The organism is Flavobacterium sp. SM2513 (assembly GCF_050908145.1).
Taxonomy (GTDB): domain Bacteria; phylum Bacteroidota; class Bacteroidia; order Flavobacteriales; family Flavobacteriaceae; genus Flavobacterium.
Genome location: NZ_CP194228.1, coordinates 1,264,569 through 1,282,961 on the forward strand (window position 1 = coordinate 1,264,569; position 18,393 = coordinate 1,282,961).

The 18,393-nt window shown below is 39.9% G+C and carries 2 protein-coding genes; both read left to right on the forward strand.

The window, feature by feature from the left end; genetic code table 11:
* Positions 1 to 579 precede the first annotated feature (579 nt).
* Positions 580 to 8,910 carry a T9SS sorting signal type C domain-containing protein gene (locus ACQ5J2_RS05175; protein ID WP_432672667.1) on the forward strand — a complete coding sequence of 2,777 codons (8,331 nt, stop codon included), beginning with the start codon at positions 580 to 582 and terminating at the stop codon, positions 8,908 to 8,910.
* Between the two features lie 426 nt (positions 8,911 to 9,336).
* Entirely contained in the window at positions 9,337 to 17,322 is a 7,986-nt protein-coding gene (locus ACQ5J2_RS05180) for a GEVED domain-containing protein (protein ID WP_432672668.1), read from the forward strand.
* Positions 17,323 to 18,393 lie beyond the last annotated feature (1,071 nt).

Consider the following 18,393-nt stretch of genomic DNA (forward strand, 5'->3'; position numbering starts at 1 on the left):
GGACTCTCGCGCCACTTACCGATTACATAGGATTGCTTCGTTCCTCGCAATGACGTTGTGGTTACGAGCTGTATTAGTATTAATTGTTACATGCAATTCTGATATTTACTTAATACATGTTAGGACTCTCGCGCCACTTATCGATTGCGTAGGATTGATGGATTTTTGGACGGGCTTGTTATACTGTTATAAATTAGGGTGTATTTTAGGATTTTGTAAATTATGCATTTCTAATTTTGCGGGATGTGTAAAATATTAGGGTTTTATTTTTGATTTGTGTATTTGGGCGGTTAAATCGTGCAGTTTAACGATTAACAAAAAACATTAACACAAATGGGGTTTTAAAATGTTAAATTAAAGCAAATAACACCTAATTTTGCTTGTCCGAATGGTTGGTTGACAACTGTTTGGACGTACACTTCAGAAGCTCTAACGCCTTATATTTCATGCCCAAATTGACATTTAATACAATAAAAATTAACCTAACTTATTAAACATTTACTTGCCGCTTTTTGGATTACTTTACTTTAGAGTACGGTGGTGTTTCTTGCTGTGAGCTTATTACTAAAACTGAATTTTATGGATACATTTTTACCTACTAAAAGAGGAATTCGTTCTTCTGCGAAAAAAATGTCGGCTTCCTTTTTAAGGTTGGCTTACGGAAGTATTTTTGCTTTGCTGCTTTTGATGAGTGGGGGAGTGTTTGGGCAGGGGACGATAACAATTACACAATCATCAAGTGGAATTACTGCAACTGGATATGATAGTGGTGCTGAAAGAACTTGGACTCAAAGTGGGGTTTCTTTTGGTGCTAAAGCTGTTTTTAAAGAATCTGGGCAAGCAAGACTCCAAATGCAAGCTTCTAATGGTGTTTTGTATAATACTACGGCACTACCTGGAAAGATTTTAAGTGTAACCATAAATCAGACCAATGGCAATACATCTACTTTTTCAGGAGGAAATACTTCAAGATTGGTAAATGCAACAACTGGAAGTTATACGGTTACAGGTGGAACTACTGTTGGTTCAGCTTCATCTACAGGTTGGACTTCGTCTGATTTTACAGGAACTGATTATACTTTTTTTGCTATTAAAAGAGGTTCAGGTGCAGCATACTGGACTTCAGTAGTTATAACTTATGAAACTGGAAAAACCGTTACTTTCGATGCAAATACGGGAACAGGAACAATGTCTAATCAAACGGCATCAACTGCAACAGCACTTACTACTAATACATTTACAAAAACAAATAATGTTTTTGCAGGATGGAATACTGTGGCAGTAGGGGGTGGTACTGCTTATGCAGATGGAGCTTCTTATCCTTTTACGGCAGATGCTACTTTATATGCACAATGGACACCTGTAACTACTACACTTGCCTACAACGGTAGTACGGTAGCAGCCGCAGATATTACACAAGGAACGAACAACAATATTTTAGCCTCATTTACATTAGCACAAGCAGGAGGAAATGCCAATCTTACGGAAGCTTCTTTCCTTTTTGATGGTACTTTTGTTGCCGCAGACATTAATGGAGCAGGACTTAAATTATACACTAGTACTACTAATAGCTTTGGTTCAGCATCAGTATTGGCTAGTGCAACTCCTACAGCAACAGGAAGTGGCGAAATAATCACTTATACAGGTTTATCGCAAACGCTTACCGCGGGTGCAACACGTTATTTTTGGCTCACTGCTAATTTAGCAGTAACTGCAACAGTTGGACATACCATAAATATGTACAGTATGGCTGCTGCTGATTTTATAACCTCTACCGGAACAAAGTCGGGAACTGCAGCTGTTTCAGGTACGCAATCGATTATTGCTACAGCAGTGCCTACTATTACGGTAACACCGGGAACACTAACTGATTATGGTAGTGTTTGTTTGAATACGGATAGTACCTTAAAATCATATGATGTAGTGGGGGTTAACCTTACAAATAACGTTATTGTTACAGCACCTTCTGGGTTTAAAGTAAGAAAAGGGGCTGATGCTTATGCTACAACTGCTACACTTGTGCCTGATGGTTCGGGTAATGTTTCTATTGCTGTAGATGTTATTTACAGTCCTACAGTAGCAGGAGCTTCGGGTACACTTACTATCACTAATGCAAGTACGGGAGCTGTTACTAAAAATGTATCGGTTTCTGGTACGGGTATCAATACGCCTGCAACCATTGCAACACCTACCTCAACGGCTGTAACTACAACAACCGCAACTTTGGGAGGAAACATCAGCAGCATTGGATGTAGTGCAGTTACTGAACGCGGTATTTATTGGAGCACGACCAATGGTTTTGCCGATGGAGCAGGAACTAAGGTTTCGACTACAGGAAGTTTTGGGACAGGTGTATTTACACAAGCCGTTACAAGTCTTACATCAGGAACTACGATTTATTTTAAAGCTTTTGCTCTCAATAGTGGCGGAACAGTTTATACAAGTCAATCTTCTTTCACAACATTAAAAGCAGAACCAACGAATCACCCTACATTATTTGCTTGCGGAACGACTACTACAACTACGATTCCGTTAACATGGACAGATGCGACAGGTGCTACGGTGCCTGATGGTTATTTAATAAAATGGGGTACTTCTTATGGTGCAATTACCGCACCAGTGGACGGTACAGTCCAAGGAGACGCTTCTGGAATTAAAAATATAGCAAATGGAATTGGGACGTACACCGTTACAGGACTAACGTCAGGGACTGCCTATTTCTTTAAAATTTGGAGTTATACCAACAGTGGAAGTGCTATCGATTATAAATTGACAGGAGAAGCACAAACAACTTGTACTACTGTGAGTGGGCCTTGTCACACTGAAGATTTTAGTGGAATAGGTACTATTGCATCTTACAGCAGTGCCTCATGGACTGGTGCTGGCGGTACATGGAATGTAACTGATGCTAGAGGTGACCAAACTATTACTGGAAATGCTATTACAATTAGAAGTGGAGTTTTAACTTCTCCAACATTTTCAGATGGTGTTGGCAATATTACACTTACGACTAAATTTCCTTTCAGTGAGAGTAGTGGGAATTTAGTAATTGCAGTAAATGGAACTACTGTAGGAACAGTGTTATATTCAGAAATGTCAGGTTCAACTCCTATCACTAAAACTTTTACAGGAATTAATGTTGGAGGTACGGTTGTTATAACTGCTACTTCTTCTGGAGCAAGATATACAATAGATGATTTAAATTGGACATGTTATGTGGATTGTGTTGCCCCAACGGTAGTATTATCAGGAACACCTGTAACTTTCACAACAGCCACATCGGTTATTTTAAACGGTAATGTAACAGCAGCGGGTGGTTTTGCAATAAACACAAGAGGTTTTGAGTACAGTACCAATTCAGCAATGACGGGTTCTGCTACAAAATCTACAGCGGCAACCGCTACAGGAACGTATTCAGAAAACCTAACAAGTTTAGTAGCCAATACAGTATATTATTATAGAGGTTATGCCGTAAATGATTGTTCGCCTAACAAAACAGGTTATACGGCAACATCAAGTTACCCAACATTCACTACGTTGCATAATGCACCTACAGTGGGTACTGGTTCGGCGTCTGCAGCTACTAGCTTTACAGCAAACTGGACAGCACCAACAGGTGGAGCGGCAGCATTTACGTATCAAATTCAAGTAGATAATGATAGTGGTTTTGGGTCAGTAGATTTTACCGCTAGTGGTATTACAGGATTGTCTGTTTCGGCGACAGGATTGTCATCCTCTACAACCTATTATTATAGAGTTCGTGCAGTAAATGCAGGAGGAAACTCAGCTTGGTCATCTACATCGGTAGGTTATGCTACAGCAGCACCGGATCCCGTAATTACCTATGCTGTTTTGCAATTTCCGGGCACTGCAGACTTGTATGAGGGAAATACGGTTACGGTTTATGGTAGGGTTTATGCTGAAACTGTAACAGAAGGTCCAGGAGGATCAGGAATGATTACAGCAGAGGTTGGATACAACGCAACGAATACCAATCCTAATACATGGGTGAACTGGACTACTGCTACTTGGAATGCTCAATATGGAAATAATGATGAATATAATGCAAGTATAGGAACGGGACTTACACCGGGGACTTACTATTATGCAGTTCGTTTTAAATTAGGAACGGGAGCTTATGTTTATGGAGGCACGGCTGGTAATTGGTATTCTACTGGCAATAATGGTGTGTTGACCATCAATTCCAACCTTGTAGATTGGGCTAACTATCAAAGTCCAGTTTCGGGAACTTTTACCCTTGGGGGAGCTTATAATGTTTATGGTCAAGTGTACGAACCGGGAATTACGAACGCAGGTTCTCCAGGGGCAGGTATTACCGCAGAAGCGGGATACAGTACCTTGGATACGAATCCAAGCACTTGGAGCAATTGGGTTGCAACTACGTTTAATACAGATATAGGAAATAATGATGAATATACGGCTAACATAGGTCCTAGCATAACAACAGCTGGCGTGTATTATCTTGCCTTCCGTTACAAGAAAACAGGAAGTACGGAGTATGTATATGGTGGGAAAAATGGTATTTGGAGCAGTGATAATGCTACAGTAACCGTTGTAAGTCCTCAAGAAATTAATATCAAACAAGGTGTTGTAAGTATTGCGAGTGGAGGCACTTTCGATCATGGGAATCAGATTACATCAACAAGTGGTACAGCTGTTACTTTTACTGTTGAAAATACAGGAGGAGTAGCACTTACAGTAGGTGCTTTGACTAAAACAGGTACCGATGCGGGTCAGTTTACCATTACACAACCGGGAAGTTCATCAGTAGCGGCAAGTGGTACGACTACTTTTACGGTAGTTTTTTCGCCTACTTCTTTAGGGGCTAAAACAGCGCAACTGTCGTTAGTGAATGGTGATGCGGATGAAAATCCTTATATCATTAATTTAACAGGAACAGGAACCGCAAGTGTGGCTTCGGATATTGTAACCGACGGGACCTTTACCTACGCTACTAATATAGATTACAAAAATTATATAACGGCTGATATTACTTCTGCAAACAGTGTGGAGTTGGGTCGTTTTATTCTACGTGATGGAGGAGCAACGACAGATGCGGATAATTTAAGTACGGTATTGAATGCTTTATCGTTTACGGTAGGGAATTCGACAAACTTAGAAAAACTGGCTATTTATGATGGGGCAATTGAAGTTGCGGAAGTTGCAGCGGCAGGAACGACTAATTTTACAGGATTGACGTTGGGTGCTGCTGATAATGAAACTAAAGCGTTTACTATCCGTGGTAGTTTTAAAACTATAGTAACGGATAACCAACGGATTACTTTAACGCTTGCATCGGCTACAGCTGCTGCGACAGGTTCGGGCTTTGGAACGCTTTCTGCAACTACTTCTACAACAGGAACCAATAATGTGCTTGTAGTAACTGCAAATCGATTGGTGTTTACAACCCAGCCGACCACGATATCTATAAATGTTGCCATGCCTACAGTTGTGGTTGCAGCTACGGATGTAAATGGAAACGTTGATGTAGATCGAACAGGTTCAGTGGCTATCACATCGGATGGAACATTAACAGGAGCCCCTGTAACGGTATCGTTAAGTTCAGGAGTGGCAAGTTTTACTACATTGACCCATACAGCAGCAGGAACAGGACGTACTTTGAGTGCTGCATTAACTGGATTGACTGGGGCAACGAGTACTGTTTTTGATATAATAACGGTTCCTAATGGTACTTATCAATCTACTGGTGGAGGAACTTGGCCCACTTCAGGTACAGCAACTTGGCAAAGAATGATTTCAGGTACTTGGACAAATAGTTCGGCACCGAGTGCTTCTACTACTGATTTACTAATGATAAGAAATACCATCACAACAAATGGAGCATTTGCTTCAAGTGGTGGTGTAGGAACACAAATTCAGGTAGAAAATGGAGGGACATTTAATAATGGACATTCTTCTACACTCAAATCATTGCAGGTTAATGAAGGAGGGGTGTATAGTGTAAATGCTTCTGGGGCCGGTATTTTGGCAAATACAGGAACACTTACGGTCGAATCTGGAGGGAAACTGATATTGAACTCCTCTACTTTAACAGGTACTAGTGCTATCTGGAGTGGAGTGGAAAACTTTAAGAGTGGCTCTACAGTAGAACTTATTAACTGGGATTATGGAGCTAGTAGTGGAGCGAATCGACTTATTCAAAACCCAAGTATTATTAGTGCAAATGCAGCGGGTTATGCTTTTGGAAAATTAACTATTGGAGGTGCTCCAACTGCTCTTTTTGTGGCGGTTAATGGAAGTCAAACCGTTAATTTATGTCAGAATGATTTAACAGTAAGTACTACTGGTAGTAATGTGAGCTTAACTAATGCTGGTGCAATAGTTACTATTGGAGGAAATGTAATTGTAAATTCAGGTCAATTGAGTATGGCCGTAACCACAAATGGATACCCAATAATCAATATTTTAGGAAATTTAACGGCGACTGGAGGGAATATTAATCTGAATCAACAAACTTCTAGTAATGCACAAATTACTGTTAATCTATACGGAGATTTGCAAACAGATGCTTCTCGCACGTTGTCTAGTATAGATCCAGACAGTATATTTAATTTTGCAGGAACGGGAGATGGAACTACTGACGCCACTACACAAACTATTAATGTAGTTAATACAAGTACTGCCGATAAAATATTGTTTAATACCACTTCTGGTGCTTACGTAAAATTGATCAATCAGAACTTTACGATGGGGTCGACAAGTATATTCACTGTTAAGTCGGGAGGTGTTTTTGACTTTGGATTTATAGGTACAACGCCATTAACTATTTCAGGGCCTACTTTTGTATTAGAAACGGGAGGAACTATAAAAATTACTTCTGCCGATGGTATTGCTACTTCAGGAGCTACCGGAAATATCAGAACAAGTATACGAACGATTGCTACTGCAACGCCATTTGCTAAATTTCATTATGTCGGAAAAACGAATCAAGCTACAGGAAACGCATTGCCTGCTATTGTAGCAGAATTGGTTGTTACTAATACGGGAACAGCGCCTGATAATGTAGTTACTTTAGGAAGTGCACTTACTGCCAATACTAAATTGCAAGTAGCAACAGGGGTGCTCGATTTGAATGAAAAAGTAACGCAAGGTACTAGTTCGACTATAAAAATTGATGATGCGGCTACGTTACGCATTAAAGGAACTGCCACTTTTCCTTCAGGATTTATAATTCATACCCTTCACAATTCTAGTATTGTAAATTATGCAGGAACGAATCAGGCTGTAGCTGAAATACTTTCACCTTCTTCTAAATACGGGAAACTAAAAATATCTGGAACAGGCGCTAAAACATTGGCGACTGTTGATATTCAAGTAGGAAATACATTAGAAGTAACTTCGAGCACGTTAGCTATTGCCCAAGGAGAAACGCTTACGGTTACCAACGGAATAACTACCTCGAATGATGCTATTTCTGTAGCAAACGGAGGTAGCTTGGTACAAGTAACGGATGAAAATGTAAATGTGGGTAAGCTTGCAGTAACAAGAATTACGCAACCCATGAACAAATACGATTACACGTATTGGAGTTCACCCGTGAGTGGTGTTACTTTGCACGACTTATCGCCAGACACGCATCCCAACAGATACTACTCTTACAACCCTGACGCTGTAGCTCCTGCATTAAACTGGAGTGTAATAACTGGAGGTGCCGGTACAATGGCAGCTGGGCAAGGCTATATTATTAGAGCTCCTAATAATTATGACCCTGTTACTTATACTGCATATAGTGGAATTTTTAGTGGTGTACCTAATAATGGGACGATAAATGTAGGGGTAAGCGGTTCTGACACAGTGGAAAAATATAATTTAATAGGAAATCCCTATCCATCGGCTATTAGTGCCTCGGATTTTGTAACCGCAAATGCATCTGGAACTAATGATATTCTGGAAGGAACGCTGTATTTCTGGACGCACAATTCGCCATTCTTAGATTCGCCAACTTATACCTATAGCACAGGTGATTATGCGTCATGGAATGGTTCAGGGTCTACCGCTACCAATACAGGAGGGAATAACACGGAACCGGATGGGAATATAGCTGCGGGACAAGGTTTCTTTGTGCAAGGAACGGTGTCCGGAAGTGCGAAATTTACCAATGACATGCGTATTAAGGCAAAGAACATGACTTTTTTCAAAACCAACCCTGCAGAAACAGCCGCGGGTGTACATGCATCTGCTACCGTGGCACCTATCGAAAGAAGCCGTGTATGGTTGAATTTAAAAGGAGGGGTGAATGGATTCAGTCAAGTATTAGTAGGATATATTGAAAATGCTACCAATGGGTACGATAAGTTATATGATGGAAAATCTTTTGGAGGTAATTCTGTAACTTTTTATTCTATTAATAGTGCTAAAAATTTAGTTATTCAAGGACGTGCTTTGCCTTTTGTGGACACGGATGAAGTGCCAATGGGTTATAAGACTACGCTTACGGGTAATTTGACGATTGGAATTGACCATGTAGATGGTTTGTTTGACAATCAGTCCGTTTACTTGAAAGACAATGTGTTGGATGTAGTACATAACTTAACGAATTCCGATTATGTATTTGCTGCCGTACCAGGAACATTCAATGAGCGTTTTGTGTTGCGTTACTTGCCGGCTGTAGATTTGGCTAACCCAACATTTGACGAGCAAATAAGCCATGTAACTATTCGTAAAAACGATGCGACTTTGCGTATCCATTCCCCTTATGAAACGATTGCTGAAGTATTGGTTTACGACATCATGGGGCGTCTTGTCTTTGAGAAAAAAGACTTGAACAGCAATACATTTGAAGCAAGTCAGATTGTGAATAGCGACCAAACCTTGATTGTGAAAGTAAAATTGAGCAATGGTGGGGTGGTTAGTAAGAAGGTGTTGTAGGTTGTGGGTGATGAGTGTTGGGTTTTGGGTGATGGGTTTTGAGCACGACTTGTTTTTAATATACAAAAGTCCTGGTATTCGTGAAAGCGTATACTGGGACTTTTTTTGGTTTTTGGTGTAGTCTATAAAATGAGTGTAGGTGTTGTTAATAGTTGTTAAACAAGGATGAATTAATAAGAGCTGGGCAAAGTGGTGTTGGTTGTCGATTAAACAAAACCGTTTGTCGAATAATTTGTTCCTTAACAATTAGATTACACTAATTTGTCCCCAACACTTTTTTAATCTTTTAGTTTTGTTGATGGTGTTTTACCGTTCTGGTAAAGAAATATGTAAAAAATCAAATGCTTGATTTTTTGTATTTTAATCAATAAAAAGGAATGAATTTATAAACCGAATTTGTATTTACAAAAAGCCAACAAGTACACAATGTTAACCCTAGCACAACCAATTATGAATGTAATTTTACCCCAAAAAAAGAAATCCATAACTTACAACAAAACTTTAAGCTCGCGATTTAGGCAGCTGACATTAGGCAGTATTTTTGCTTTTTTGCTTTTGATGAGTGGTGGGGTTTTTGGGCAGACGACAATAGCTTCTGAAGGACTGAATAATTCCAGTACGCTATTCTCACTAAGTGGAGGGGCCTACTATACTGGGAGTTCTGGTTCAGGCGATCGGCCAGTTACCTCTCCTTTTGCAGTAGAAGGAACACATTCACGAGGTATTAGTAATGCAACTGCTACTTTAACATCTTCAAATATTAATACATCTGCTTACACAGGGGTTTCATTGACGTTTAGACTTGCTGCTTTTTCAATAAGTTCTACAGGGAATGGATTGGATGCTTCTGATGATGTTGTAGTTGAGGTAAGTCCTAATGGGGGAACTACCTATTATTCTACAATTTCAGTTTCAGGAGCTAGTAATGCCTATTGGGGCTATTCTACGGGAACAGGTGTTGCAAGTACGGCTTATGATGGTAATACCTCTATTGTAGATTTTTCGCCAGCAGGTGGAGGAAATAGAACAACAGATGGCTATAGTACTGTAACGATAACTGGGCTACCAGCAGTAACAAATTTAAGGGTACGCATAACCTTATCTAATAACTCTAGTAGTGAACGTTGGTTAGTTGATGAATTTAAACTTACAGGAAGTGCTGCATCTCCTTGTTCAGGAACTCCTGCACCAGGTAATACAATAGCTTCTTCTGCGGCTGTACCGTCGGGTGGTACAACTAATTTATCTTTACAAAATGCAACTACTGGTTCGGGTGTCACCTACCAATGGCAACAATCTGCTAATGGAACTACAGGTTGGACAAATGTTTCGGGAACTGGAACTAATGCAACTTATACAGCAACGGTTACTGCGAAAACTTTTTACAGGTGTCAGGTAACTTGTAGTGGTACTACGGGAACTTCTAATAATGTGGTGATAAATATAGACTATTGTTCTTTACTGGCTACGAATACTACTTATGAACATATTTCAAATGTTAGTATTGGTAGCATTAATAAAAATTCCAGCAGCAATGGATATGAAAATAATACTTCAGAAATTGCTAATGTAACCATTGGAGTTGGAGCTTCTTTATCAGTTACAATTTCAGGCTCCTATTCTAGTGATAATGTTTATACTTATGTAGATTGGAATCAAGATGGTGATTGGTTAGATGCAGGTGAGACCATTGCCATGACCTATACAGCAGCAGGTACTTCTTTTACTGCAACAGGTACAATCACGCCCCCTGTATCTGCTTTAACAGGCAACACAAGGATGAGAGTGATAATAGTAGATGGGACTGTGTCAAATGCTTGTAATGGAGGAAGTAATTTTACTTATGGTGAGGTAGAGGATTATACGTTAAATGTTCAGTCTGCTGGGCAGACGGTTGTTTTTAACGGAAATGGAAGTGCAGGTGGGACAATGGCAAATCAGACTGCGTCAGCAGCAACGAATCTTACAACCAATACTTTTACAAGAACCAATTATGCTTTTGCAGGATGGAATACGGCGGCAAATGGAAGTGGTACTGCTTATGCAGATGGGGCTTCTTATCCTTTTGTAAGTAATTCGACTTTATATGCACAATGGACCGCTGTAGCTACTACACTTTCTTATAACGGTAGTGTTGTAGGGGCAAGTTCCATTACGCAAGGAACGAATAATAATATATTGGCTTCTTTTAAATTGGCACAAACGGGGGGAAATGCTTCATTGACACAAGCCTCTTTTCTGTTTGATGGTACTTTTGAGGAAGCAGACATCAATGGATTGGGACTTAAATTGTACAGTAGTGCTACTAATGATTTTTCTACGGCTACGGTTTTGGGGAGTTTGACTTCTGCAACAGCCGATGTAAAGACTTTTACAGGGTTCACTCAAACGCTTACTAAAGATGCTACACGTTATTTTTGGGTGACCGTAAATGTTGCTATTACAGCTGCACATGGACATACCATTAACTTATACAGTATGGGATTTGCAGACTTTGCGGTTTCGAACGGTACGGTTTCAGGAACAGCAGCAGAATCAGGAGTACAAACCATAGCGGCAACAGCTGTACCTACAATTACGGTAACACCAACTGCGCTAACTGATTTTGGAAATGTTTGTATCAATACGGACAGTACCTTAAAATCGTATGATGTTGTGGGAGTTAATTTATCGGCTAACATTACGGTTACAGCACCTTCAGGATTTAAAGTTAGAAAGGGAACGGATGCTTATGCTTCAACTGCTACACTTGTGCCTGATGGTGCAGGTGATGTAAACAGTACTATTGATGTTATATATAATCCTACTACAGCAGGAGCGTCAGGTACACTTAATGTAACTAATGCAAGTACGGGGGCTACGACTAAGAATGTTGCGGTTTCTGGTACGGGTGTTAACGGAGCAGTAACTGTTACTAGTGTGAGTACATCAGCAATCACAACCACTACTGCAACTTCTGGGGCAACTAATGTAACCACATCTTGCGGTACTATTACTGCTAAAGGAGTTGTATGGGGTACTGGTATGAGTCCAACACTTCCATCCGCTAACAGTACAAATGAAGGAACGGGTACGGCAGATTATTCAAGTGCTATTACAGGCTTAACTGAAAATACGTTATATTATGTTCGGGCTTATGCTACAAATAGTAATGGTATTACCGCTTATGCAGGGAATACTAATTTTACTTCTGTATCTAAAGCACCTACTACGGCAGCTGCCTCTACTGCTACAACTGATGGATTTACGGCATCATGGACGGCACCTCCTACTCAAGGAAGTGAAACCATTAGTTATACAGTAAACATATACAGTGATGCCACTCTTACTACACAAGTAGGAAGTGCTATTACAGGAATTGCGGGAACCACTACTACAGTAACTGGATTGAGTTCTGGTACCACTTATTATTTTAGTGTTGCTGCTGTTAATGCAGGAGGAACAAGTGCTACTGCTGATTTTACTACAGGGATTACTACATTGAGTGGGCCTTGTTTGAGTGACAATTTTAATTCTAATTATGGTAATTGGACAGGTGGGTCGGGTACTTATAATAATAGTGGTGCAGGAGAAACAGGAAATGGAATTGGCTTTAATACCAATAATGATGATATTATAACATCAAGTGCAACGTCTAATGCAATGTCAATGACTTTTAGAGGTAGAGCTTCCTCTGGTAGTGCTAGTTATACAATAACTATTCAGACTTCAACATCGTCTTCAGGACCTTGGAATAATGAAGGTACAGTAGGTGCTAACGGGTCAAATTCGGGTTCAGTAACTACGTCATGGGATACATATACTATTCCATTTGCTAGTACAGGAGATTATTATATTAGATTTTTACAATCACCACGAGGTGGAGGAAGTTTTTATTTAGATGATGTAGAGGTATATTGTGGGGTTGCTTGTACTCCTCCAAGTACATCTGCAACAACATTAACGGTAAATAACGCGACTGTTAATTCACTTGATTTAAATTTTACAAGAGGAAACGGCGATGGCGTGATGATTGTAGCTAGAGCGGGAGCTACACCGGCAACAGCACCCATATCAGGAACGAGTTATTCCGTTTCAGATGCAGTGGGGGGTGGTACCGTAGTGTATAAAGGAACTGCTTCTGGCGCTTCAACAGCTACTACGCAAACAATTTCTTCATTATTACAAAACACACAATACCAGTTTAGTGTTTACGAATATGATTCCGCTACTGATTGTTACCAAGTAACTGCTTTAGCAGGAAGTGGTACAACATTGTACCGAGAAATAAACGTAAAAGGAAACAGTGTATCCATTGTAAATAATGATGTTACTCCTGCCCTAACGGACCATACTGACTTTAGTACGGCTTATGTAGCAGGCGGAACGGTGGTACGTACGTTTACTATTGAAAACACAGGAACATCGGCTTTGACCTTATCAGGAAGTAGTCCTTATGTAGCTATTTCAGGAACTAATGCAGCCGACTTTAGTGTTACTGCGATACCTAGCGCTTCAATTGGAGCAACAAGTTCTACGACATTTAATATAACTTTTGCTCCTTCGGCTTTAGGCTCTAGGAGTGCAACTTTAACTATAGCCAACAACGATAGCGATGAGGATCCGTATGTTTTTGCTATTCGTGGCGAAGGAACATGTACACCCTCTGCCAATCCTGTAGGAACAATTGGCGGAACCTTTAGTGCTTGTGTTACAACAGATATTACGTATTCAGGTGCAGATGCTGCTACTTCGTATTGGCAAACAACCGCAACTGGAACCAGTACTGTAGAACCAGTAACGACTGCTAAAACAGTAACTGTTTCGGGCACGTATTATGTGAGAAATTATGCTTCTAGTTGTTGGTCAGCAGCAAGTATCAGTCAAGTAGTAACCATTGCAACTCCACCAAGTATTAGCACACAGCCTGTAAGCCAAACTGTTTTAGCTGGTGCTACACCTAGTTTTACGGTTGTAGCAAGTGGCTCTGGATTAACCTACCAGTGGCAAAGCAACATAGGAGCTGGTTGGAATAATGTATCTATAGGAACAGGTGGAACAACTGCTTCTTACACAACAGCCGCTGTCACATTATCCATGAGTGGTACTACTTACCGTGTACTAGTTTCAGGTGCAAGCTGTGGTTCCGTTAATTCTAACATAGTTACCTTAACGGTGGATTATTGTACTTCCAGTCCTTCATCAAATGACAATAGTGGAATTACAAATGTTGTTATAGGTTCCGCCGATTTTCCAGTTGGCGATGTAACTTATTATAATTATACGGGATCAGCTCCTAACTTAGTTCAAGGTGCTTCAATCGTTTCATCTATTACTTTTGCAACTGGCTTTGCCTACCACAATCATATTTGGATTGACTTTAATGACGATGGTGTTTTCAACAACACTAACGAAAAAGTATGGAGTGGCGAATCACTTAGCACAAATCCTACTACTTACACAACCACATTTACATTAGGCGGGACTTCTGCTTTAGGTGAACATAAAATGCGAATAGGTACTGCAGATAGCGGTCAGTCAACAGCAAATCCTTGTTATTCTGGAACGTATGGAGTTACGATTGACTTAATGGTAAATGTTGTCATTGACTGTACACCGGCTCATTCGGTATCGAGTTTTACGCCAACAAGCGGTCCTGTGGGAACTGTGGTAGCCCTGATAGGAACTGGGTTTTCAGCATCAACAACGGCTACTTTAGGTGGTGTTTCGGCTACCGTAGCGTATGTCAATTCAACAAAAATAAATATTACGATTCCATCAGGAGTGGCTACAGCTGCTTTTGTTATTGGTGATGCCGCTACTTGTAAAACTTATGAAGGAACGTTTACTTTAATCGATGCCGCTTTTTCAAGTTGTGAAGGAGCTTTAACTGACCTATTTATGAGTCAAGTTACCGATGCTTCTGATGGAGGATTGAGTTATGTTGAAATTTTTAACGGAACAGGTTCTACTGTGAATTTGTCGGGATATTCGATACAAGTGGCTAATAACGGAGGTGGGATTTACAGTACTCCAATAGATTTAGATAATTTTGATTTAGCAGCTGGAGGTATCTATACTTTAGCAATTAGCGCTACAGCGCCTTGTGCAATACCGGGCGGTGACGGTAGTTATGCCGATCAGAGTACTACTTCAGGTGGTGTGAATTTTAAAATAAATGAACATGACCATATCGGATTATTTAACGGCACTACTTTAATAGACAGTTGGGGTAATCCTGCAAGTAATTCTTGGGCAAATGGGTTAGGATTAGGAACTGCAGGAGCTAACTTTTCAAGAAAAACAACAGCGACAGTACCGTCTAACACCTATGCCAATGCAGATTGGGACATTATAAACTGGGACGATTGTGCAGGTACTTCGTACAGTGCTATTGGTACTTATGACCTAGAAACGGCTGCAACACCTATAATTATAACACAACCTGCCGAAACCGTATTAGCATGCGGAACTACTAGTACTGACTTTACTGTAAGTGCTACTGAGGGAACTTCTGGAGGTGCAGCAATTACGTACCAATGGTATTTTAATGTTCCTGGTAATGCAAGTTGGGCTGTAGTTAGTGGTGCCGACTTTACAGGAGGAACTACTGCTACATTGGGTGTAGCAAATTCAAGTACTTATGAAGATTATCAATTTTACTGCCAAGTACGAGAAAATACAGCAACTTGTTCTAAGGCTACTCAAGCCATTGGTCTAGTTGGAGCTACGGGAACTATTACTTTCTCTGGAAGTACGTGGATTGGTGGGACACCTAATGATTTGACTAAAGATGTAATCATAGAAACAGGTTCCACTTATAGTACGGCTTCGGGAGCTATTATTGCTCGTAAATTAACGAACAACGGAACCTTAACGGTAACGGATGCAAATCCAGTAACCATCGAATTTGAATTGATCAACAACGGTACTTTTAGTATTCTTGACGGCGGAAGCTTGGTTCAAAATTGTGAAGTAGATAATGCTACAACTAATACTAATGTAGGATCCATTAACATGCTAAGAAAAGCAAAACCAATGCACAAATACGACTATACGTATTGGAGTTCGCCGGTAGCTGGAAACACGTTACACGATTTATCTCCTGACACACATCAAAATAGATATTACTCTTATAATCCTGACGCAACACCTACTTGGGTAGTAAGCACAAATGGTGCTGCAACAATGGTTGCAGGTAAAGGATATATTATTAGAGCTCCAAATGATTATGGCACGGATGCAGCAGATTCGGATTCGTATGAGATTTTTGACGGATTTTTTAATGGAAAACCAAACAATGGAACCGTAAGTATTGGCGTAGTTGGCAACACTTCTGAAGTTGCTGCTGAAATGAAATTTAATCTTTTAGGGAATCCGTATCCATCAGCGATTGAAGGAAGTGACTTCTTAGACGATAATGACACTGTACTTGGCGGAACCTTGTATTTCTGGACACATAATTCAGCGTTCAGTGACACCGGTTATTCTTACGTTACTAGTGATTATGCGAGCTGGAATAAATCTGGAGGAGTAGGAACAGCAGCCACTTCAATAGAAGACCTTAATTTACAAACCAATATGAGTACTCCTACAGGAAAAATTGCCGCAGGACAAGCGTTCTTCGTCAAAGGAATTGATGACGGTACTGTTGTATTTAACAATGCTATGCGAATTGGCGGGAATAACAATCAGTTCTTTAGACCTAATCCTGCGGAATCAGCAAACAATGTCAATGCAGCGGGTGTTATAGAAACCCCAAATCAGAACCGTGTTTGGTTAAACTTAAGTGGTGCTACTAAAGGTTTTAACCAACTATTAGTAGGTTATTTTTCAAATGCGACAAATAACTTTGATATTCAGTATGACGGAGAAACATTTGGAGGAAACTCGGTAACTTTTTACTCTATTAATGACACTAAAAACTTAGTAATCCAAGGACGTGCCTTGCCGTTTGTAGACACAGATGAGGTGCCCTTAGGTTATAAAACAACCCTTACTGAAAATCTAACTATTGGTATTGACCATGTAGATGGTTTGTTTGAAGACCAAGTAGTTTACTTGAAAGACAATGTATTGGATGTCGTGCATAATTTAACGGATACCGATTATGTATTTGCAGCAGTACCAGGAACATTCGATAATCGTTTTGTGCTGCGTTACTTGCCTGCTGTTGACTTGGCTAATCCAACATTTGATGAGCAAATTAGCCATGTAACTATTCGTAAAAACGAGGCTACCTTACGTGTCCATTCCCCTTACGAAACAATTGATGCGGTCATGGTCTATGACATTATGGGGCGTCTTGTCTTTGAGAAAAAAGACTTGAACAGCAACCGATTTGAAGCTAGTAACATTGTGAATAGCGACCAAACCTTAATTGTAAAAGTAAAATTGAGCAATGGTGGGGTGGTTAGTAAGAAGGTGTTGTAAGTTGTAGGTTATGGGTGATGGGTTGTAGGTTGGACGTTCTAGGTTATGCGGTTGTGAGGTTAAAAGGTTATGGGTTGTAAGATCTAGGTTATGGGTGATGGGTTGTAGGTTGTAAGTTCTAGGTTATGGGTGCTAGGTTTTGACCACGACTTATTATTTTTATGAGTGATAGTCTTGACAGTTATAATCTACAGCATACTTTTTACAGCATACCGTGTACATTTTACGGTTTTGAGCCGGACTTATTTTTAATATAGAAAATTCCTGGTATTCGTGAGAGCGGCTACTGGGATTTTTTTTTTGGGTTTTGAGTGGTGAGTTTTGAGTGATGGGTTGTAAGTTCTAGGTTATGGGGTTGAAAGGTTAAGAGGTTATGGGTAGTGAGTTGTAAGTTGTAGGTTATGGGGTTATGGGTTAAAAGGTTATGGGTTGTAAGTTCTAGGTTATGGGTGATGGGTTGTAGGTTGGACGTTCTAGGTTATGCGGTTGTGAGGTTAAAAGGTTATGGGTGATGGGTTGTAGGTTGTAAGTTCTAGGTTATGGGTGCTAGGTTTTGAGCACGACTTATTATTTTTGTGAGTGATAGTCTTGACAGTTATAATCTACAGCATACTTTTTACAGCATACAGTATACATCATACCGTATACATTTTACAGTTTTAAGCACGACTTATTTTTGATATAAAAAGTCCTGGTATTCGTGAAAGCGTATATTGGGACTTTTTTTGTTATTGATACATTCTTCAATATACTGCCTACTACCTACAACCTGTAAAAATCTACAGCATACTTTTTACATCATACAATATAAATCATACAGTATACATTTTACGATTTTGACGACGACTTTTTTTATATGTTTTTAATGCCTCAAAGGCGAAAGTGTAGGTTTTTTTTAAAGAATCAATATGCTACCATAACCTCATAACCTCATAACCTCACAACCTTTTAACCTTATAAACCTTTTCAAACTTAAATACACACACTCTAGCCTCATAACCTTTTAACCACATAACCTTTTAAACATTTTTTATCATCTTCCCAACCCAAGTACCAAATCACCAACTATTT